We start from the raw sequence: 20,560 nt of genomic DNA on the forward strand, positions 1-20,560 counted from the left end.
CATGGCCCAGATCGAATTTCACGAAGTCGCCAAGCGCTATGCCAACGGGCATGTCGCGCTGGAAAACCTGAACCTGCAGATTCGCGATCGCGAGTTTCTGGTACTGCTCGGGCCGTCCGGCTGCGGCAAGTCGACGACGCTCAACATGATTGCCGGTCTGGAGGAAGTGACCGAAGGAAGCCTGCGCTTTGACGACGTCGAGGTCAACTCGGTGCCGGCGCACCGACGTGACGTCGCGATGGTGTTCCAGAGCTATGCGCTCTATCCGCACAAGAATGTCTACGAGAATATCGCGTTCGGGCTGCGCATGAGGCGCCATTCGCGCGACGAGATCGACGTGCGCGTGCGGGCCGCTGCGCGTTCGCTCGAGATAGAGCACCTTCTGGAGCGCCGCCCCGTGCAACTATCGGGCGGTCAGCGCCAACGCGTCGCGCTTGGCCGCGCGATGGTCCGGCAGCCGGCGGTATTCCTCATGGACGAGCCCCTCTCGAATCTCGACGCGGCACTACGCGTGTCCATGCGCGCGGGCATCAAGGCCCTGCATCAGTCGATGCGCACGACCTTCGTCTATGTGACGCACGACCAGGCCGAAGCGCTGACGCTTGCGGACCGCATCGTGGTGATGCGCGAAGGCGTCGTGCAGCAGCTTGGCTCGCCCGACGACATCTACGAGCGACCGGCCAATCGTTTCGTCGCGAATTTTCTCGGCAGCCCGCCGATCAACTTTGTCGAAGGGGCGCTCGAGGCCGACGGTACAGGCGGCGTACTGTTTCGCAGCCGCGGCAGCGACTTCACGCTCGTGCTGGCTGACGATGTGCGCAAACGGCTGGCGCAGCGCGCCGGCCAGCGCGTATCGGTCGGCATTCGTGCCGAGGACGTCGATGAGCAGCCGGCGGACGATGCGTGCACGATTAGCGGCGAGATCTGCTCGCTGCTCCCGGTCGGCTCCGACCAGTTTATCGGCATCGACGTTGGCGGGGATGCGAGCACGCAGAAGGGTGCGCGCCCGGCTTCGCAGCTGATGTATTTCCGCGCGGGCAAGGAGCGCCGCTTCGCGATGGGTGAGCGCGTGGCCATTCCGTTGAACCGTTGCCGGCTGCACCTGTTCGATCAGGCGAGCGGCATGAATCTGGCGTTGCTGCCATGAAACCTGCCGCGTTTTCGTACTACCGTCCGCGCTCGCTCGACGAAGCGATCGCGTTGCTCGTGGAGCATGGATTCGATGCGAAGGTGATCGCGGGGGGGCAGTCGCTCGCGCCGATGATGAACATGCGCTTCGCGCAGCCCATGCATCTCGTCGACCTGAACGGCATCGCCGGGCTCGATGGCGTGCGTCGCGAGCAGGGCGCGCTGCGCGTGGGCGCACTTACGCGTCACCACACGCTTGCAACCGATCCGCTCGTCGCGCACGCGTGCCCGTTGCTCGCTGAGGTTGCGGCGACGATCGGGCATTACGCAATTCGCCAGCGCGGAACGCTGGGGGGCAGCCTCGCTCACGCCGATCCGGCCGCGCAGTTGCCGCTCGTTGCGCGCACGCTCGATGCGCGCATCGACGTCGTTGGTCCCGGCGGCGCGCGCGAGATCGCCGCAGCTGATTTCGTCCTGGCCGCAATGAGCACGACGCTCGACGCGGACGAGATCGTGACCGCGGTGAGCTTTCCGTGCGCGCGTGCTGGCGAGGGTCATGCGTTCGAACTCTTCTGCCGCCGTCACGGCGACTTTGCGATCGCCGCCTGCGCGGTGACGGTCAGCGTGTCCGATGGACATTTCGACGCGCTGCGGCTTGGCGTGGGCGGCGTCGCGGACGCGCCGCTTGCGCTCGACGAGGTCGCGGCCGGGTTCGTCGGCGCGCGAGCGGATGCGGCGGTCGTCGCGCGCATTGCCGCAAGCGTCGCGGCCAGTGTTGAGCCTGTGCCCCAGCCGGGCATCCCGGCCGCGTACCGTCTCGAACTTGTCGAAGCGCTGAGCGCGCGCGCACTGGCGCGTGCGATTCGGCGGGCCCTGAACGAAGTCTGAACCCGTATGAAAAAAATCCTGATTCAACTCGAAGTGAATGGTGAACGGCACGAGGTGTGTTGCGAGCCACGCAAGCTGTTGTCGGACGTGCTGCGTGAAGACTGCGGGCTTACCGGCACGCATGTGGGATGCGAACACGGCGTCTGCGGCGCGTGCACAGTGCAGGTCGCAGGGCGGCCGGTGCGCGCATGCCTTATCTACGCAGCGCAGGTAGAAAACGTGCCGCTGAGTACGATCGAGTCCATCGGTGACGCCGACCGCCTGTCCACATTGCAGCAGGCGCTGAGCGACCACCACGGGCTACAGTGCGGCTTTTGTACGCCGGGCATCGTGATGACGTTCGATGCGTATCTGCGCGAGAACCCCGCGCCCACCGAGACCCAGGTGCGCGATGTGCTGTCCGGCAATCTTTGCCGCTGCACGGGCTATCAGAATATCGTGCGTGCCGTGCTGGAAGCGGCGGCGCGTCTGCGCGAGGAGGCGACCGATGTCTGAGCCGGACTTCCGCTACCTGAACCGCCCGACGCGGCGAACCGAGGACCGGCGGCTCGTCACGGGCCGCGGCCGCTATGTCGACGACGTCGCGATTCCTGGCGCGCTGCACGCGTGCTTCGTGCGCTCGCCCCACGCGCACGCGCGGATCGTCTCGATCGACGCGAGCGATGCGCTGGCGTTGCATGGCGTCGTCGCGGTAGTTACCGGCCGCGACCTCGCGCAATGGACTGCACCGCTGCGCATGGCGCCACCGATCGAAGGTCTCGTGCCTGTCGAGATCGAAACGCTGCCCACTGCGGTCGCGCGCTTCCAGGGCGATCCCGTCGCTTGCGTCGTCGCGCGGGACCGTTACATCGCGGAGGATGCAGCCGAGCGCGTGCTGGTCGAATACGAGGCGCTGCCGGCTGTCACCGACATGTGGCAGGCTCTCGAACCCGGTGCGCCGCAGGTCGATCCGATGGTGTACGGCAACCTCGTGTCGCATCAGGTGTTCACCGCAGGCGATCCCGCCGCGGCCGAGGCGCGGGCGCATCGTGTCGTCGAAGCCCATTTCAGCCAGCAGCGGCAAACGCACGTGCCGATCGAGACGCGCGGTTGCGCGGCGGTGTGGGATGCAGGCCGCGGGCATCTGACGTTCCATGTCGGCACCCAGGTACCGCATCCGCTGCGCACGCAACTCGCGACGCGGCTCTTGCTCGATGAATCGCAGGTCACGGTCATCTCTCCGGACGTCGGCGGCTCGTTTGGGCAGAAGATCGCGCTGTATCGCGAGGAACTGACCGTTGCCGCGCTGGCTCGTGAGTTGCGTCGCCCGGTGCGCTGGCGCGAGGATCGGCTCGAAAACCTGACGGCTGCTGCCAACTCGCGCGAAGACTTCTGCCGCACGCGTGCGGCCGTCGATGCGCACGGAACGCTTCTCTCGCTGACGCTCGAATTGCGCGAGGACTTCGGCGCGTACTGCTTCTTTCCGGCGAATTATCTGGCGCGCGTCGTTGCGATGATCGTTACGGGGCCGTATCGGATCAGTGACTATGCATACGACGTGAAAATCGCGCTGAGCAACAAATGCGGTAATGCGCCGATGCGCGCGCCGATGTCGATCACGAGCTGGGTGATGGAAGGCACGATGGAGGCGATTGCGCGCGAACTCGGTCTCGATCCGGTCGAGGTGCGACGGCGCAACCTGATTGCGCCGCACGAGCTGCCGTACCGCACGCCGACCGGTGAGCGTCTTGAGGACATCACGCCGGGCGAAACGTTCGAAGGCGTACTGCGCGCGATCGACTATGAAGCATTTCGTATGCGACAGCGGGACGCGCGCATGCGCGGCCACTATCTCGGTCTTGGGCTGTGCAACGTCGTCGAGCCCACCACTTACGGCTCGCGCTTCTACAAGGCGTCTGGCATTCCGGGTTCGGGGCATGAGGCGAGCTGGGTGCGCATCGAACCGGGCGGCATGGTGAACGCATCAGTCGGGCTCGGTCCGAGCGGGCAGGGCTACGAGAGTGCGATGGCGAACGCGGTTGCCGAAGGATTGGGGGTTGAGCCCGCGCGCGTTCGCATCCACATGGGCCATACCGACATCGCTCCATACGGCATGGGCAGCCGTGGCGCGCGCAGCGGCACCGCTGGCGGCGGCGCGCTGTACCTGTGCGCACGGGAGGCGCGCCACAAGGTGTTGGCGATCGCGGCTGCGCGGCTCGACGTCAGCGTGCAGTCGCTTCGCATGATCGACGGCCGCATCGAATACTGCGGTGGTGGCAACACCACTGCGGGGCACCCGCTGTGGCGCGAGACTGGCCTGACGCTCGCGGACATCGCCCAGTCGGCCTACCTGGATCCGACGTCGCTGCCGGCCGGCCTCACGCCGGGCCTGGAGTTCCATCTGGCCTACGATCCGCCAGCGATGACGTACTCGAACTCTGCGCACGCCTGCGAAGTGGAAGTCGACGTCGCGACCGGCGCGATCAGGGTCGCGCGCTATGTGGTCGCAGAGGATTGCGGCACGCTGTTGAACCCGACCGTCGTCGAGGGCCAGCAGCACGGCGCGATCTCCATGGGTCTGTCCGGTGCGCTCTTCGAACACGTCGTGTACGACGAGACTGGCCAGAACACGACCGGCTCGCTTGCAGAGTACCTGATCGCAACCGCGACCGAGCTGCCGAACATCGAGATCATCCCGATGCATACGCCGAACCGTACAACGGCAGCTGGCATCAAGGGCATGGCCGAAGGCGGCGTGATGGGCGCGCTCGGCGCGTTGACGAACGCCGTGAACGACGCGCTCGCTCCGTTTCAGGTGGTGGCCTGGCAGCATCCGCTCACGCCGATGGCAATGCGCGATCTGCTGCGCGGGCGGACTGCGCGAACACGAGGCGACTGAACCTGATCGAGATCACTTTTCGATCGACACAATGGACGAAATGACATGACACAAGCTGTAACACTGCCGGCCGTGGGTTTCATCGGACTCGGCATCATGGGCGGCGCGATGGCGGCGCGAATTGCGGCGGGTGGCTACCCGCTGCACGTCTATAACCGTACGCGCTCGAAGGCGGACGCGCTTGTCGCGGCGGGCGCACACTGGCATGACACGCCGGCTGCGCTGGCGAAGCAGGCGGACATCGTGATCTCGATCGTGGGCATGCCTGACGATGTGCGCGCGCTTTACGAGGGCGAATTTGGGCTGATCGCGAACGCACGCGAGGGTGCGGTGCTGATCGACATGACGACATCGAGCCCGGCGCTCGCGAGCGAGCTCTGCGCGTTCGCCGCCGCCCGCGGTATCGCGATGCTCGACGCCCCGGTATCGGGCGGCGACGTGGGCGCGCGAGAGGGCAGATTGTCGATCATGGTCGGCGGCGAGGCGGAGGCGCTTGAACGCGCGACGCCGGTTTTGCGCTGCCTCGGCGCGAACATCGTGCACCTGGGCGGCGCCGGCGCGGGCCAGCACGCGAAGCTGTGCAACCAGATCGTAATCGCGGCGACGATGCTGGGTGTCTGCGAGGGCCTCGCCTATGCCCAGCGCGCCGGGCTCGACGCGCCGACCGTCCTCGGGGCGATAGGCGGCGGCGCGGCGGGGGGATTCCTGCTGAACAACCTTGGGCCGAAGATCGCGCGCGCAGACTACGCGCCCGGCTTCTTCGTCGAGCACTTTCTGAAGGACATGCGGATCGCCTCCGAGGAGGTTGCCGCGATGGGCGGCGATCTGCCGGCGCTGGAGCTGGCCCGACGGCTTTATCGCGAACTCGCGGACGCCGGCCACGCGCGCAGCGGCACCCAGGCTCTGTTCTCGCTGTACGACGCGGCTGTGCCGCGCAACGCGGAGGCCGGGCAATGAAACTTGCCGACCAGTACACGCTGCCCGTATCCCCGGATACGGTCTGGGCCGCGCTCAACGACCCGGCCGTGCTGCAGGCGACGCTGCCTGGCTGCCGCTCGCTCGCAATGCTCGACGAGCGGCACTTCGAATCGACGCTGCAGGTACGCGTGGGGCCCGCCGTCGCGACGTTTCGAGGCAATGTCGAGCTGCTCGATCTCGAACCGCCGCGCGCATACACAATCGTGGGCTACGGCAACGCCGGCCCGGCCGGCTTCGCCAGGGTGACTGCGCGTGTGCGGCTCGAGGCGCTGGACGAGGCGACGACCGCGCTGCACTACGACGCCGACGTCGAGATCGGCGGCAAACTGATGAGTGTGGGCGCGCGGTTGATCCAGTCGGCTGCGGCGAAGAATCTCGACGCGTTCTTCGGCGCGCTGCGCGCGCACGTCGAGCAGATGTCCGGAAATGACGCTGGGATCGGTTCATCGGTGGAGAGCCAGCACGCCGCCCGGGTGCAGGACACGCAAGAGGGCACGGCACGAGCCGCCGCTGCGTCCTTGCCGCCCGCGTCATCGGCGGGGGCGCCGGCCCGATCGAGCAATGCCGCGCGCGCCTCCTTTCCATCGCGCGGATGGCCCGTATGGGCCATCGGTGCCGTGGCGGGCGGCGCCGGGCTCCTGATCGGGTTTCTCGCCGGTCATCTGACTTAGCGCGCAGTCGAGACGCGAAACACGGATGCAGGATTGCCGGCGGAGGCTTTACGCCGTCACCGCCGGTGCAGTGCGAATTTGCCGTTGGAGTATCGCAGTTTCGAGGTTTCCATTCCATTGGACTTTCCATGAGGTTAGCGATGAAATGTCATATAGTAGTACTGATCACATTATGGGGCGCATCGACCGCCACGTTCGCGCAAAGCAGCGTAACGCTGTACGGTGTCGCCGACGACAGCATCACCTACACGAACAACCAGTCCGGGCACGCCGCCTATCAGACATTCAGTGGTGGACTTGGGGGCAGCAAGTTTGGTCTTCTCGGCCACGAAGACCTCGGCGGCGGCCTTGCAGCGGTCTTCCGCCTGGAGAGCGGCTTCGACATGAACAGCGGCAAACTCGGCTACAACGGACGCATGTTCGGCCGCCAGTCGTATATGGGTCTGGCGAGCGACCGCTACGGCACGCTCACTCTGGGCCGTCAGTACGACTTCATGGTGACGAACCTGCAGTCGCTGACGTCGGCCCAGTTGTTCGGTGGCTCCCTGACTTCGCACGCCGGCGACGTCGACGGCGTTTGGGGCACGTATCCGGTCAGCAACACGGCCAAGTATGTGAGCCCGACATTTCATGGGATGTCGGCGGGAGCGCTCTACAGCTTCGGCGGCGTACCCGGCGCGATCGGCACGTCGCAGCAGGTCGGTTTCGGGCTGAACTATGCGAGAGGCCCGCTGCACGTGGGGGCGGCGTTCCTGCAGGTGAACAATCCGGCGGTCGCACGTTTCGACGGCGCTGGCGGCGCGACGCCGGGTGCCGCGTTCGCGAACCCCGTAGCGAGCCCCATCTACAGTGGCTATGCGACTGCGCGTACCATGCGCACGTTCGGGGCCGGTGCGAATTATGTGCTCGGCACCACGACGTTGGGCGCTGTCTATACGAACACCTCATTCCACAATGCAGTCGCGACCGCAAGCACGGCGTTTGCCGGTTCCGCAACGATCGCGTCATATGAGGCGTTCGTCGCGCACAGTTTCACGCCTGCAATAATCGGCGGCATTACTTACGACTATACGTCTGGGCGCGAAGCGCACTACAACCAGGTCGGCGCGGGAGCGCAGTACGTCTTCTCCAAGCGCACGTTCACTTACCTCGTGGCCGCCTGGCAGCACGCGAGCGGTACCGATTCGACGGGCCACGCGGCGGTTGCGGATCTGACCTATCTCACTCCTTCGTCGACAGCGAACCAGGTGGCGGTGCGAATCGGCATTCGGCACAACTTCTGATACGCCAGGCTGGTCAGAACAGGCCGGCCGAAATTATTGAGGATGACAAATCATGCTGGTAGAAATGCGTACCTATACGATCTTGCCGGGCAAAGTGCCTGAGTTTCTCGAGATCTACGAGCGGGAAGGCCTCGACATCATCACGCGCTATGCGCGGCTGGTCGGCTGCTGGACGAAGGATTCCGGCACGCTGAACTCGGTGGTGTTCTGCTGGGCCTACGACGACTACGCACATCGTGTGGCACAGCGCTCGAAGCTTGGCGCCGATGCCGACTGGCTCGCGTTCACGCCGCGCATCCTGCCGTATCTGGTGCATCAGGAGTCGGTGTTTCTTGCGCCGGCCGCATTCTGCCCCGTTCTGTGACGCGGCGATACTCCCTACGAGGAATGAGCACGATGATTGACAGACAACTGCTTGCGCACATGATCGCGTGGCGCCGCCATCTTCACCGGCATCCGGAGACCGCTTTCGAAGAAGTGGCGACGGCGAACCTTGTTGCAGCCACGCTGCGCGAATTCGGCTGGAGCGTTCACGAGGGGATCGGCCGCACCGGGGTGGTTGGCACATTGACGCGCGGCGCTGGACCTGCGCTGGCGTTGCGCGCGGACATGGACGCGCTACCTATCTCCGAAGCGAACATCTGCGAGCACCGCTCTCGCCACGAAGGCAGGATGCACGCGTGCGGGCACGACGGCCATACCGCGATGCTGCTCGGTGCAGCCGCGTTGCTCTCGCGCGACCCTGACTGGCGCGGCACTGTGCACCTGATTTTCCAGCCAGCCGAAGAAATAGCCGGCGGCGGACGGGTGATGATCGAAGATGGGCTGTTCGAGCGTTTCCCGTGTGACGCGGTATTTGGCCTGCACAACTGGCCGGGACTGCCGCTCGGCCGGATTGCGCTAAACCCCGGTGCGATGATGGCGTCGTTCGATACGTTCGAAATCCATGTCGACGGTCGCGGCGCACATGCGGCCATGCCAGAGGAGGGCGTCGATGCGCTCGTCTGTGCGAGCCATGTGGTGGTCGCACTGCAGACGATCGTAAGCCGCAGGCTCTCGCCAAAAGTGGCGGCCGTCGTTAGCGTGACGCAGATTCACGGCGGAGAAGCGTGGAATGTGTTGCCGGACAGCGCGGTGATTCGTGGCACCGTACGCTGTTTCGCACCGGACGTACGTTTGAGCGTTCGCGCGTTGATCGATGAGATCGCCGCGGGGACGGCGCGTACGCATGGGGCCGAAACGGTGATTCGTCACCATGACGGCTACCCGGCGACCATCAACGCCGCGACGGCCGCGTACATCGCCCGCGACGCGGCATGCGCCACGGTCGGTGACGACGCGGTGACATTCGACTGCGAGCCGTCGATGGCCTCTGAGGACTTCGCGTACCTCGCGCAGGCTAAACCCGGCGCGTATGTCTGGCTTGGCGTTGACCCCGCCGAAGCGCAGCGCGGTGCGCCGTTACACAACCCGCACTACGACTTCAATGACGACGCGCTTGCGATCGGCGCATCGTACTGGGTCAACGTGGTAAAGGCGTTCGACGCGGCGCCGGAGCGCGCAACAGCCGATCGCGATGGGGCGGAGTCCAGTGTCGTCTGAGCGCGATGTTGATTATGATGAGGCAGGTACGAACGGGCCGGCACGTAGCACGATGGAGGTTGGCAGTGTGCGGCGAATAACGGGGATGAAGGGGACGCGCGCATGCGGGACGCGGAATGCGAAGTGATTGAGACGGCGGTGCACTGGCTCGCATCGGGGCGCGCCGTCTGGCTCTAGACTGTGGTGCTAACGTGGGGTTCGTCGCCGCGTCCGTCCGTCCGGGTCGATCATGGCGCTGCATGACGGCGGTCATATTGCCGGGACGGTGACGATTGCTAGCGCAGATACGCACGCGAACGCCTTCGGTTTCGACGGCGAACGGCTGACCACCGTGCATGGTCCATCATGGCATTTTGCTCTTGATGGCCGCTGCAAAATTAACGGCGGCGAAAGCTTGTCGCTGGATGCGGCAGGCGGGATTGCGCGACTTCCCCGGCATCCTGCCGGCGCGCGGCGTCGATTTGGTCAGCACCGCGCACGAACATCGCTCTGCCTTTCCCGGGGAATGGGGATGAGCGGTATCGGCCTGCCGTCGCTAACTGCCGCCAATGCTTCGGCCCGCAGAGAGAAAATGTCAATGGCGACGCAGCGTCGTCCGTCGACGAGCCGCGACGGAGGGCAACCGCAGAGCTGATCGGCCCTGGAACGCTCATGGCAGTTGAGCCGGGGAGGGGAATTCTCGCGCATCAACATGCAAACGGGACCGTCCGCAGTTACGTCGCGCTGCAGAAGTCGGAAACGTGGATAGACGCGCTTGATTTCAGCAACCGGCCTGCCGCACTCGTACAGATTGCAGCGGAATTTGAAGGATGGGCGCCTTCGTTGAGAACATTGATCCTGGAATGCGATGCTGAGCCAACAGTGCGATCGATCTATGCCCTTCCGGTTGATCACAAATGGCAGCGTGTCCCAGGCGTTACCCTCGTGGGTGATGCGGCCCACCTCATGTCTCCCTTCGCCGGAGAAGGTGCCAATCTCGCAATGTATGACGGTGCGGAGCTGGGAAAAGCGTTGTGTGAAAATCGCGGCGATCTCGAGGCCGCACTTGAGAAGTACGAGGACGCCTTGTTCCCTCGAAGTCCATTCGTTGCCCGTCAGACAGCGCGAAATCATGTACGGTTTTTTGGCGAGCACGCACCCTGCAGTGTCGTCGAGATGTTTGCCGTGCACTGATTCTGCCTGTTTGCACGCGGCCGGCCATCCCATCTCGACGCACGAATCTGGATTGCCGCGAGCGGTTGACAACCGCGCTCAAGGCGCGTGGCCCATGCTGGCATATCGATTGGCGATGAGGGCAATGTGCCCCTTGCCCACGCTGTTATCACGCTTGCGGCTATCTGAGCAGCTACACGTCCGCGTGAGAGACCGGTGCGCAGCGTATGGACTGAAGGATGTTGCTCACTTTGATCAAAGCCTCTTCGAGCGCCGGCAGCGGTGCCGCACCGATGCACAGGCGTAGTAGTCCGCTCGACGCCGCGTCGGGATCGACCGTGACGCGGGACGGCGTCGTGACGGTGACGCCTGCGCCGGCGCACATCGCATGAGCCCGTTGCGCGTCGTCTCGTGTCAGCGGTAGCCAGAGATGAATCGCGTCGGGATCGTTGAGACACGTGGTTCTTCCAAGGACCGTGCTCGCCAGTGTGGTACGGCGCCGAATCTCCGCGCGCATTGAACCGGCCATGAGATCGGCGGTGCCGTCCGTTTACGCAAAGCGTCACTATACCTAGACTTTCCACTGACCACTTTCAGTCAAGGAAAGAACATGAACCCGTCGCTCGACCACCTGGCGCCGTCCACTGTGGCTATCCTCACGGACCGAGATTACTCGGAAGAACTCGGCATCTCCGCCGACCTGCATCAATCGGTCGGCTATGTCTTTCTGAACGACGAACACAAGGCCGAATTGACCCGCCCGTTGACCGGCATGAGCTATACGCGCCGCACAACCCGACCAGCGCGCGCTTCGCCAAAGTCATGGCGCAAACGTCCGTCGACGCGTTCGAGCGCGCAATCACCAGGCATACCAAACTGATTTACATCGAAACGCCGTCCAATCCGTTGCTGCATCTGACGGACCTGAAGGCAATCGCGGACATGGCGAAAGCGAAGGGCATCGTCACGGTGGCGGACAACACCCTGGCCACGCCGGTCAACCAGCGGCCTCACGAATCCGGTATCGATATCGTGGTTCATAGCGTGACGAAATACATCGGCGGTCACAACGACCTGATGGCCGGCTGCGTGACCGGATCGCGGGAACTCGTCGAACGTATCTGGGACACCAGCTATACCACCGGCGCCGTGGGCGCGCCGTTCAATACCTGGCTTGCGCTACGCGGCATCCGGACACTCGGATTGCGGATGAAGCAGCACAATGCAAACGGTCACGCGATTGCGGCCTGCCTCGAACGGCATCCCGCAGTGAAGGCGGTCTACTATCCGGGCCTCGAATCGCATCCGCAGCACGAACTGGCGAAACGCCAGATGAGCGGCTTCGGCGGTGTCGTGACGTTCGAGCTTCGGAACGGGTATGACGCGGCGCACCGCTTCATCGAGCAGCTAAAAATACCGACGCATTCGGGCGGACTGGGCGGCATCAACTCCACGGTCCTGCAGCCTGCGTCGTTCTTCGACAACCGGCTTTCCGGGGAGCGGCTCGCCCAGATGGGGTTGAGCTTCGGCATGGTGCGAATCTGTTCAGGCATCGAAGAGACGGGCGACCTGATCGCCGATATCGAACAGGCGTTGGAGTGAGCGCGGCATGGGCACGACGACTGGGGTTGGCGAACGAACGGATAATGAAGATCGTATGAACTTGCCGGAGCGGCGTATGCTTGACTTGCACGCTCGCGGTGGCATCGTGCCGATGCTGCTCGGCGGCCTATGGGTTGCCGGCCGGATTGCTGCGTTTGTCGGTTGGGCTCGAAGACAGCAAAGATTGGATCGACGATTTATTGCAGGCGCTGCAGCCGTTGATCCGCTCATCTCCGGTCTGGCCTTTGAAGGTCCACCGAATGATGACCAACCAAAGCACGCCACCGTATCAATCAATGCGTAGCGGTCAGAGACTCGCTTGACGTCCATAGCCGTTCAGCGCGACTGCCAGGTCCGGCGAAGCGCGCAAGCGGGCGATATCGCGCGCCGGCGGTTCTCCGAAGTGGCGGCGATATTCACGACTGAACTGCGTTGGGCTTTCGTAACCCACGCGGAAGGCGGCGGTAGTGACGTCGACGTCATGAACCAGCATCAGGCTGCGCGCGTCCTGCAACCTGAGCTGCTTCTGGAATTGCAGCGGCGTCATCGCCGTCACGGCGCGGAAATGTTCGTGCAGGCTCGACGGACTCATGCCTGCTTCGGCGGCAAGCTGCTCGATGCTGAACCGTTCGCGGAAGTGCTTCCCGATCCATGCGATGGCGCGGCCGACCAGGGCCACGCGCCCCTGGCTGGAGGTGATGTGACGCATCCTCGCGCTGTCGGGGCCAGCGAGCAGGCGATAGAGAATTTCCTGCTCGGCAAGCGGCCCGAGCACGGGCAACGCGGCCGGGTCGTCGAGCAGGCGCAGCAGGCGAAGCGCCGCGTCGAGCAGACCGGCGCTGGCGTCGGACACCGTCTTGCCTACGGGCAGGGGTGGCACTCCAGGGGGCGGCGGCACGCGCAATGCCAGGTCTCCCAGCATGACCGGATCGAAATCGAGGTACAGGCACAGGTAGGGCTTGTCAGGCGTCGCCTCAACCACTTGGCCTATTGCCGGCAGGTCGTACGTCACGACCCCATAGCGTCCCGGTGCGTATCTGAAGACGCGGTCGCCCAGCGTGACTTCTTTGCGTCCCTGCGCGACGAGGCACAGTTGCGGCCGGTAAACACTCGGCATCGGCATCGTCACCGTGGAGGATCGGACAAGCGTCACATGTTCGATCGGGGTGGCGTGGAAACCATCCTTCGAGACGTTCCGGGCAATTATTGCTGCAATTTCCGCTAGTGTTTCCATGAGACGGACTATCGCACGAGCGCGGAAGCGCGGCAATGTGAACCGCGGCTTCTGGAGGATTGGGCAGCAATCCCGGCGGATCAGGCTAACCGTTCGGCGGCGGCGCGCATCACAGTGTCAGCGGTGCCCTGGTCACAGCAAACCTGGTCCCGAAACCATATGGAGCAAACATGACAACCGACAATCTGAAGATCCCCACGGTCGCACTGGGCACATGGGCCTGGGGCGACAGCGGCGAGACTGGTAATGGCTACTTCGGCAGCAGCCTCACTCAGGCTGGTCTCGAAGAGGTCGCCGACAAGGCGCATGCGGCCGGGTTCAGCCTCTGGGACACCGCCGTTGTGTACGGCATGGGCCGTTCGGAGGCTGTCCTCGGGGAAGTGATGAAGCGTTTCCCGCGCAGCGACTACCAGCTTTCCACGAAGTTCACCCCACAGGCCGCGGGGACGGCCGACGATCCGGTCGCAGACATGCTGGAGCAGAGCCTGGCCCGCCTCGGCACTGACTACATCGACCTTTACTGGATTCACAATCCGGCGGATGTGGCGCGATGGACTCCGCACCTGATCCAGTTGCTGAAAAGCGGGAAGGTCAAACATGTCGGCGTTTCGAATCACAACCTGGGCGAAATCGAACTCGCCAACCAGATTCTCGGAGAAGCCGGGTTCCGGGTCGAAGCCATCCAGAACCACTATAGCCTCCTCTACCGCAGTTCTGAGCACGCTGGCATCCTGGACTACTGCCGCAACCACGGCATCCCATTCTTTGCTTATATGGTGCTTGAACAGGGTGCCCTGAGCGGCAAGTACAGTCCGGAGAGCCCGTTGCCGGAAGGCAGCAACCGGGCGAAGACTTACAATGGCATGCTGTCTCAGCTAAAGGCCCTGACGGACAAGCTCGCCTCGATCGGTCAGAAGTGGGGTGCGGCAGCGGCCGATGTCGCGACGGCCTGGGCTATCGCCAAGGGAACGACGCCTATCATCGGCGTTACCAAACCCCAACATGTTGATAGTCTGGTCAGAGTCAGCAGCATCATGCTCACCACAGACGAAATCGCAGAGCTGGAAGCTCTCGCCGACGGCGCTAACGTGAACACCCGTGGCTGGTGGGAACAGGAGATGTCAGTCTGAAGCTCCGCTGTCCCAAGTCCTCGGAATACCGTTCGGAGCGGGCTGCGGGACAGCATGTATTCGGTCTACCGCTTCCCGGTCGCGGGGGGCAGGTTGTGTGAGAGCGCGTGATCTGTAAGGCGGATGAAGATGGAATTGCGACATCTCCGCTGCTTCGCGGCGGTTGCAGGCGAGCTATATTCAGTGCGTTTTCCGGAAGCCGGTATTCGATCGTCACCCACCCGTGCCAGTCCGGCTAATGCCCGGCAACGCGAATATGCAGCGCGTTGTTCAGTGAGACGACCCCCGGGACGGCTCTCGCCACGTCGCCGGCGCGCTGAATCTGGGCTTCATCGGGTACCGATCCAACAAGATCAACCCTCCCGTTCCGCGCGAGGACATTGACGTTGTACATCTGCAAACCATCGGTGTGTACGAGAGCATTTCGCACCGACTTCTCCAGCTTGCGGTTTGCCTGATGTTGCGCTTTGCGTTGTGCCTTTGTGGAAGGAGCGGCCTTTGATGCGGATGCTATCGGCGGGATCGTTGCCACGCCACTTTCTTGTGCATACGCATAGCTTGCGGAAGCAAACAACACCGCAATAGCTACTGCACTCAACCAGCTGTTCGATCTCATTTTCCCTATTCCCAAGTATAAGCAAAGTGCAGCGACGGCCGGGCATGACGAACTCAAGCTCGCGCGCCCGGACTCAATTGCCGACGGCGGGCGTATCGCACCGCGGCGAAAGCCATCATCTCCGGGTCAATTTTCTGGATCAACACGTTGTATTGGAAAGCTCTTTTGCAGGATCGCAATACTGGAGATCAGTCTGGGTTCCTCCGCATCGGAGGAACAGGCAGGTGAAGCGCGCGGTGCATGGACGACTAAGTGATACCGGCGTTCTTTTCAAAAACGATGCCGCAAGCCGGTATGCACGGCCACCTGATTCACGCCGCTCGACTGCTGCGCCACCACGCCGTTGTAAATGTCCGCATGAGCGCCGCCCGCAGCGTGCTGAACCACCGCGTTCAATACGATATCCGTTCATTTGGATGTAAGCGGCTCGGTCTGACCGCTTCTCGATGTTGATTTTTCCAACGCATGATGAGCGCGTTTAGATTGACGGAGCCAGTCAGTCATGTCGAACGCAGGGGGCGAGCCCATCCCCATCGCACGTACGCGCAAGAATTCAAGCAGCAGGTGATTAGAGAGACGTTGGAAGCTGCGGCTTCTTTGTGCCTTTATTCTGGCTGCCTTGCTCAACCGCGGCACTGCCAGGCTTCAATCGCCGTAACGCCGGTGGTCGGCAAAACGAATTGTTCAGGAAGGACTGGATATTGTGAATTTGATCGTCGACGCTGAAGAACTATCGAATGTCGTTCTGGTCGGAAACAGTTTTGGCGGACCATCAGCTTCCGGTACCGTCTATCGTATTCCAGAAAAGATCAGGCATCTTGTCTATCTCGACGCTCGGATTCTCGAGTCAGGGCAGACACTCGAACAGGCTGGCCCCCAGGCGCATTGAATCGCGGCGGCGACTTGCGCAGGAAACGAGTGACGGGATCACTGTCCCACCTGCGACTCCATTGTCGCTGGGGAGCGCTCGGCGCCAGCGGTGGTGAAGCGTTCAGGATAGCTTCATCGCGGCTGCAGGCGCTGCTTCAATCAAATTGTCGTGTGTCTGCGGCCTTGATCGCCTGGCAGTATCGCTGCCGGTTTCCGCGACGGACACATTGTCGATGGATCGCGCACCTCTTCGATTAATAATCGCATCCCGACAGTTATATTTCATTCTGCTTTCCGGTCTGCTCGGGTACGGTCGCAGGCCTGCGGAGTGGTCGAGAAAATATACGATCTGACGGATATCGTCACATTGCTATCACTGTGATGAAATTTTTATCAAGAGACTGGACTTGCCGATGGAACCGGTTTCATAATCTGACGACCTGATTATGCGTATTCCCAATGAACAGGTTCGATTCACGCCGGTTGCGTATTACCTGGTTCAACCAGGAGCGGTTGTCTGACGGCGCGTCCAGATCGGCGACTGTGTGCTGTGAAGGGATGCATTCCGGCCGTTTCGGTCGGAAGGGATTCCTGTCGCGGAACATCCGGAAAAAAGAAAGCATGCGAGCTATTTCTCGCGAACAAGACGAAAACCACATGGCCCCATACGATCAGAAAATGCGCGTTATTGCGTGCGCCGGTGTTACCCGGAGAGCGGTCCTGAAAGTCATGGCGGCAGCGCTGTCGCAAGTCGGCCTGTTCACCGCTGCACCCAGGTACGTATTTGCGCAGCAGCCGGATCTCGACAGCAAGGGCTTTCTTGCGCTGTCGCAAGCGGTGACAGGTAACGCGAATCTCGATCCGACGACGGCTTCGCGAATTGCAGACGCATTCCGGCGCGCGGACGCCGGTTTTGCGGAGCGTGCGGCCGTGCTGGCGCAACGCGTCCGCGCTGGCCAAACATCGGCGCAACTGCTCGCCGCCGCCGATCGCATCGGCCTGCGCGACACGGCGCTCGCGATCGTCGCCGCATGGTACACGGGAACGGTCGGTCATGGTCAGAAGGCCGTGATGGTCGCCTATGCCGATGCACTGATGTACGACACCGTCAATGACGGCATGAGTGCGCCGACTTACTGTTCGAACGGGCCCCTCTGGTGGACCGCTGAACCACCGTCTGCCGCTGTCGCACCGCCCCGTAAAACGATCACGCCAGCAACTGCCTCGCACTCACAAGAACACGCTTGAATCTCATGAGAAGTCCCGTATTTGAATCGAACGGCGACGTGTCGGCCGACGTCGTGATCGTGGGATCCGGCGTGGTTGGCGGTCTGATCGCCGACCAGTTGGTAAGCCACGGCCATTCGGTGCTGGTTCTTGAATCCGGCCTGCGCATTGAACGCGCGCAGGCAGTCGAGAACTGGCGCAACATGCCCTTCGACAATCGTGTCGGCTCGGACTTCCAGGGGCTCTATCCGCAGGCGCCGAATGCGCCGGCCCCACTCTATTTTCCGAAGAACAACTACGTCGGCCTGAGTGGCCCGGATGGGCAGAGTTTTCAGCAGGGCTACCTGCGGATAGTCGGTGGCACAACCTGGCATTGGGCTGCATCGAGCTGGCGGCATCTGCCGGTCGATTTCCGGATGCAATCGACATATGGCGTCGGCCGCGACTGGCCGATCTCCTATTACGATCTTGAACCGTACTACTGCCGTGCGGAAGAGGAGATGGGTGTCGCGGGGCCGAGCGATCCGGCGATGCAGTCACCGTCGCAACGCAGTCGCCCGTACCCGATGGACATGGTGCCATGGGGTCACGGTGACCGACGATTTGCCGACGTCGTCAACGCACACGGCTACCGGTCGATCCCGATTCCGCAGGCGCGCAGTACGCGGCCGTGGCATGGCCGCCCGACTTGCTGCGGCAACAATAACTGCCAGCCGATTTGCCCGATCGGCGCGATGTACAGCGGCATTCATCATATCGAGCGAGCGGAGCGCAAGGGGGCAAAGGTGCTCACCGAATCGGTCGCGTACAAGGTCGACACCGACGCAAACAATCGCGTAACGGCTGTGCACTGGTACGACGCGTCGCACAAATCGCACAAGGCGAGCGGCAAGATGTTCGTGCTCGCCTGCAACGGTATCGAGACGCCGCGCCTGCTGTTGCTTGCCGCGAACGAGCGAAATCCGCGCGGCATTGCGAACCGGTCGGACCAGGTTGGCCGCAACATGATGGATCACTCGGGCTTTCACTGTACGTTCCTCGCGAACGAGCCGATGTGGCTCGGTCGTGGTCCTGCGCAGAGCAGTTGCATCGTCGGACCGCGCGACGGCGAGTTCCGTGGGAATTATTCGGCGAACAAGATGATCCTGAACAACATCTCGCGCGTCGGGCCAGCCACGCAGCAGGCGCTGAAGCTTGGCTTGGTCGGCAAGGCTCTGGACGAGGAGATTCGGCGCCGCGCGATTTATGGCGTTGACCTGTCGATCAGCCTCGAACCGCTGCCCGATCCAAACAACCGTCTGACGCTCAGCAAGACGCGATTCGATCCGCTTGGCCTGGCGTGCCCGGACATCCATTACGACGTCGGCAATTACGTGCGGCGTGGCTACGATGCGGCATGCAAGCAACTCACGCATATTGGCAGCCTGTTCGACGCGGTCGAATTCAACATCACGACGGCCCTGAACGCGAACAATCACATCATGGGCGGCACCATCATGGGATCGGATCCAAAGAATTCGGTCGTCGATGGCGACTGCCGCGCACACGATCATGCGAATCTGTGGTTGCCCGGCGGTGGCGCGATGCCGTCGGCATCCGTCGTAAATACGACCCTGTCGATGGCGGCACTCGGCCTGAAGGCGGCAGATTCGATTTCCGCGAGTCTCGTGAAGAGTTGATCCGATGAGAGACGCGATTCACCGACAACTTCGCATGCTGTACGTTGCCGGATATCGTACAGCGATCGCACTTAGCCTGTTCGGAGTCTGCGGCGCGCCCACATTGGCGCGGGAGGCGCCGCCGGGCGCCTCCTTGACATCAGCCGACGCCGCACTGATCGAGAAAGGCCATCAACTCGCAATCGCGGCCGACTGTGTCGCATGTCATACGGCGCGCGACGGCAGCAAGCCGTTCGCGGGCGGATACGGCATCGCGTCGCCAGTGGGGCAGATCTATTCGAGCAACATCACGCCCTCAAAAACAGCCGGAATCGGCAACTACACGGAAGCGCAGTTCGCACGTGCACTACGCGAAGGTGTGCGCGCGGACGGCGCGCACCTGTATCCGGCGATGCCGTATACGTCGTACAGCGGCCTCAGTGAGAACGACGTGCGTGCGCTTTACTACTACTTCATGCTGGCCGTGAAACCGGTCGATGACCCTGCGCCCGCCACGAACCTGCCGTTTCCGTTTGGCATGCGCACGGCGATGATCGGATGGAACATGCTGTTCCTGTCGAACAAACGTTTCGAACCCGATCCATCCCACGACGCTCAGTGGAATCGCGGCGCGTATCTGACCAACGTGCTCGCGCATTGCAGCGCGTGCCACACGCCACGCAACGCCCTGATGGCCGAAGACTTCGACCGCAACCTGGCCGGCGCGCAGCTCGGCTCATGGTACGCACCCAACATCACGTCGGATCCGGTGAGCGGAATCGGTGCATGGACCGACGACGAGCTGGTGTCGTACCTGAAGACCGGCCGCGCATCCGGCAAGAATCAGGCGGCCGGCCCGATGGCGGAAGCCGTGCAGGACAGCCTGCAGTATCTGTCAGACGCAGACCTGAAATCGATCGTCACGTACCTGCGCAGTACGAGGCCGATCCGCGACGAGCGCGAATCTGCACCTGCATTCACGTACGGTCGCGCGGTCAGCAGCGAGGCCGCGCTGCGCGGCACGCACGCGCTGAATGCGAACGGCACGCTGACGACGGGGGTGGCACTGTACAGCGGCTATTGCGCAAGCTGTCACAGGGTAGACGGCAAGGGTAGCCCGAGCCAGTCGTATCCGTCGCTGTTGAACAACACCGCCACAGGCTCGCGCAATCCGTCGAATCTGATCGCAGCGATCTTGTACGGCGTTGATCGTAATGCGGGAGGGCAGCATGTGCTGATGCCGTCATTCGGTGAAGATTCCTACGTCCAGCCGCTCAAGGATGAACAAATCGCTGCGATCGCAAACTATGTGCTGGTGCAGTACGGCAACGCCAATGTTTCAGTGACGGCGCACGACATTGCGGTCGCGCGCGGTGGCGGACCGGTTCCGCTGCTCGTGCGGACCCGTCCCCTGATGCTGGCGGCTCCTGTAGTTGCCGCGCTGATGGTCGTCTTCGGAATTGTGTTCTGGCGCCGCCGCGCACGCCGTACGGCACACACGGGCATATTGTCCGGGGAGGATGGCTGATGGCAGGTGCCATGCATACCGTTGCTCGACTACCTGACAGGAATCGGCAAACTGCGCACGGTCGATCTGTATCGTGTCGGGCGGAAGCGCAAAGGGTACCAAGGGCACCAAGGGC

Annotated in this window: 22 protein-coding genes; 19 read left to right on the forward strand and 3 right to left on the reverse strand. The window is 63.0% G+C overall.

Going from position 1 to position 20,560, the window contains the following annotated elements; all coding sequences use genetic code 11:
• Position 1 precedes the first annotated feature (1 nt).
• The 14 genes from C7411_RS17435 (at position 2) to C7411_RS17500 (ending at position 12,486) form a co-directional block, all read left to right on the forward strand.
• On the forward strand, positions 2 to 1,147 hold the full coding sequence (locus C7411_RS17435) for an ABC transporter ATP-binding protein (RefSeq protein ID WP_110385503.1): 1,146 nt from the start codon (positions 2 to 4) through the stop codon (positions 1,145 to 1,147).
• Entirely contained in the window at positions 1,144 to 2,016 is an 873-nt protein-coding gene (locus C7411_RS17440; protein ID WP_110385504.1) for an FAD binding domain-containing protein, read from the forward strand. Before C7411_RS17435 ends, C7411_RS17440 begins: the two co-directional genes overlap by 4 nt.
• A gap of 6 nt (positions 2,017 to 2,022) precedes the next feature.
• A complete protein-coding gene (locus C7411_RS17445) occupies positions 2,023 to 2,511 on the forward strand; it encodes a (2Fe-2S)-binding protein (protein WP_110385505.1) in 489 nt (162 codons plus the stop codon).
• A complete protein-coding gene (locus tag C7411_RS17450; RefSeq protein WP_110385506.1) occupies positions 2,504 to 4,894 on the forward strand; it encodes a xanthine dehydrogenase family protein molybdopterin-binding subunit in 2,391 nt (796 codons plus the stop codon). Before C7411_RS17445 ends, C7411_RS17450 begins: the two co-directional genes overlap by 8 nt.
• A 45-nt stretch (positions 4,895 to 4,939) precedes the next feature.
• Positions 4,940 to 5,851, forward strand: a complete 912-nt coding sequence (locus C7411_RS17455) for an NAD(P)-dependent oxidoreductase (protein ID WP_110385507.1) — start codon at positions 4,940 to 4,942, stop codon at positions 5,849 to 5,851.
• Positions 5,848 to 6,543 (forward strand): SRPBCC family protein, encoded by a 696-nt coding sequence (locus C7411_RS17460; RefSeq protein ID WP_110385508.1) that lies wholly within the window; start codon positions 5,848 to 5,850, stop codon positions 6,541 to 6,543. Before C7411_RS17455 ends, C7411_RS17460 begins: the two co-directional genes overlap by 4 nt.
• A gap of 140 nt (positions 6,544 to 6,683) precedes the next feature.
• Positions 6,684 to 7,826, forward strand: coding sequence for a porin (locus C7411_RS17465; RefSeq protein ID WP_110385509.1), 1,143 nt, complete (start codon positions 6,684 to 6,686; stop codon positions 7,824 to 7,826).
• 52 nt (positions 7,827 to 7,878) lie between these two features.
• Positions 7,879 to 8,190: an NIPSNAP family protein gene (locus tag C7411_RS17470; RefSeq protein WP_110385510.1), complete on the forward strand. Its 312-nt coding sequence runs from the start codon at positions 7,879 to 7,881 to the stop codon at positions 8,188 to 8,190.
• Between the two features lie 32 nt (positions 8,191 to 8,222).
• The gene (locus C7411_RS17475; protein WP_110385598.1) at positions 8,223 to 9,428 is read left to right on the forward strand and encodes a M20 aminoacylase family protein; all 1,206 of its coding nucleotides are present in this window, start codon (positions 8,223 to 8,225) and stop codon (positions 9,426 to 9,428) included.
• 229 nt (positions 9,429 to 9,657) lie between these two features.
• On the forward strand, positions 9,658 to 10,062 hold the full coding sequence (locus tag C7411_RS17480) for a hypothetical protein (protein ID WP_110385511.1): 405 nt from the start codon (positions 9,658 to 9,660) through the stop codon (positions 10,060 to 10,062).
• A gap of 17 nt (positions 10,063 to 10,079) precedes the next feature.
• Positions 10,080 to 10,601, forward strand: coding sequence for an FAD-dependent oxidoreductase (locus C7411_RS17485; protein WP_110385512.1), 522 nt, complete (start codon positions 10,080 to 10,082; stop codon positions 10,599 to 10,601).
• A gap of 589 nt (positions 10,602 to 11,190) precedes the next feature.
• Positions 11,191 to 11,460, forward strand: a complete 270-nt coding sequence (locus C7411_RS37050; RefSeq protein ID WP_133253664.1) for a hypothetical protein — start codon at positions 11,191 to 11,193, stop codon at positions 11,458 to 11,460.
• Complete coding sequence (locus C7411_RS17495) at positions 11,403 to 12,182, forward strand: trans-sulfuration enzyme family protein (RefSeq protein WP_110385514.1); 780 nt, start codon at positions 11,403 to 11,405, stop codon at positions 12,180 to 12,182. The genes C7411_RS37050 and C7411_RS17495 overlap by 58 nt, the downstream gene beginning before the upstream one ends.
• 7 nt (positions 12,183 to 12,189) lie before the next feature.
• Positions 12,190 to 12,486 (forward strand): hypothetical protein, encoded by a 297-nt coding sequence (locus tag C7411_RS17500; RefSeq protein WP_243413200.1) that lies wholly within the window; start codon positions 12,190 to 12,192, stop codon positions 12,484 to 12,486.
• Between the two features lie 3 nt (positions 12,487 to 12,489).
• Here the strand turns inward: C7411_RS17500 and C7411_RS17505 are convergent, their stop codons facing one another.
• Positions 12,490 to 13,416 (reverse strand): AraC family transcriptional regulator, encoded by a 927-nt coding sequence (locus C7411_RS17505; protein ID WP_110385516.1) that lies wholly within the window; start codon positions 13,414 to 13,416, stop codon positions 12,490 to 12,492.
• 170 nt (positions 13,417 to 13,586) lie between these two features.
• Here C7411_RS17505 and C7411_RS17510 point away from each other — a divergent pair, with 170 nt between their 5' ends.
• Positions 13,587 to 14,546 carry an aldo/keto reductase gene (locus tag C7411_RS17510; protein ID WP_110385517.1) on the forward strand — a complete coding sequence of 320 codons (960 nt, stop codon included), beginning with the start codon at positions 13,587 to 13,589 and terminating at the stop codon, positions 14,544 to 14,546.
• 235 nt (positions 14,547 to 14,781) lie between these two features.
• Here C7411_RS17510 and C7411_RS17515 read toward each other — a convergent pair whose 3' ends face one another.
• Both C7411_RS17515 and C7411_RS38635 read right to left on the reverse strand, forming a co-directional pair.
• On the reverse strand, positions 14,782 to 15,162 hold the full coding sequence (locus C7411_RS17515; protein ID WP_110385518.1) for a BON domain-containing protein: 381 nt from the start codon (positions 15,160 to 15,162) through the stop codon (positions 14,782 to 14,784).
• 270 nt (positions 15,163 to 15,432) lie between these two features.
• The gene (locus C7411_RS38635; protein ID WP_258365430.1) at positions 15,433 to 15,558 is read right to left on the reverse strand and encodes a hypothetical protein; all 126 of its coding nucleotides are present in this window, start codon (positions 15,556 to 15,558) and stop codon (positions 15,433 to 15,435) included.
• A gap of 307 nt (positions 15,559 to 15,865) precedes the next feature.
• On the opposite strand from C7411_RS38635, the gene C7411_RS37055 reads away from it, so the two are divergent.
• The 4 genes from C7411_RS37055 to C7411_RS17530 all read left to right on the forward strand — a co-directional run bounded on the left by C7411_RS37055 (position 15,866) and on the right by C7411_RS17530 (position 20,445).
• Complete coding sequence (locus C7411_RS37055) at positions 15,866 to 16,051, forward strand: alpha/beta fold hydrolase (protein ID WP_133253665.1); 186 nt, start codon at positions 15,866 to 15,868, stop codon at positions 16,049 to 16,051.
• Between the two features lie 440 nt (positions 16,052 to 16,491).
• On the forward strand, positions 16,492 to 17,280 hold the full coding sequence (locus C7411_RS17520; protein WP_243413201.1) for a sorbitol dehydrogenase family protein: 789 nt from the start codon (positions 16,492 to 16,494) through the stop codon (positions 17,278 to 17,280).
• 5 nt (positions 17,281 to 17,285) lie between these two features.
• Positions 17,286 to 18,938: a GMC family oxidoreductase gene (locus C7411_RS17525; protein WP_110385519.1), complete on the forward strand. Its 1,653-nt coding sequence runs from the start codon at positions 17,286 to 17,288 to the stop codon at positions 18,936 to 18,938.
• Between the two features lie 133 nt (positions 18,939 to 19,071).
• Complete coding sequence (locus C7411_RS17530) at positions 19,072 to 20,445, forward strand: cytochrome c (protein WP_243413202.1); 1,374 nt, start codon at positions 19,072 to 19,074, stop codon at positions 20,443 to 20,445.
• The last annotated feature ends 115 nt before the right edge of the window (positions 20,446 to 20,560 follow it).

The sequence above is a fragment of the Paraburkholderia silvatlantica genome (assembly GCF_003096715.1).
GTDB lineage: Bacteria > Pseudomonadota > Gammaproteobacteria > Burkholderiales > Burkholderiaceae > Paraburkholderia > Paraburkholderia silvatlantica.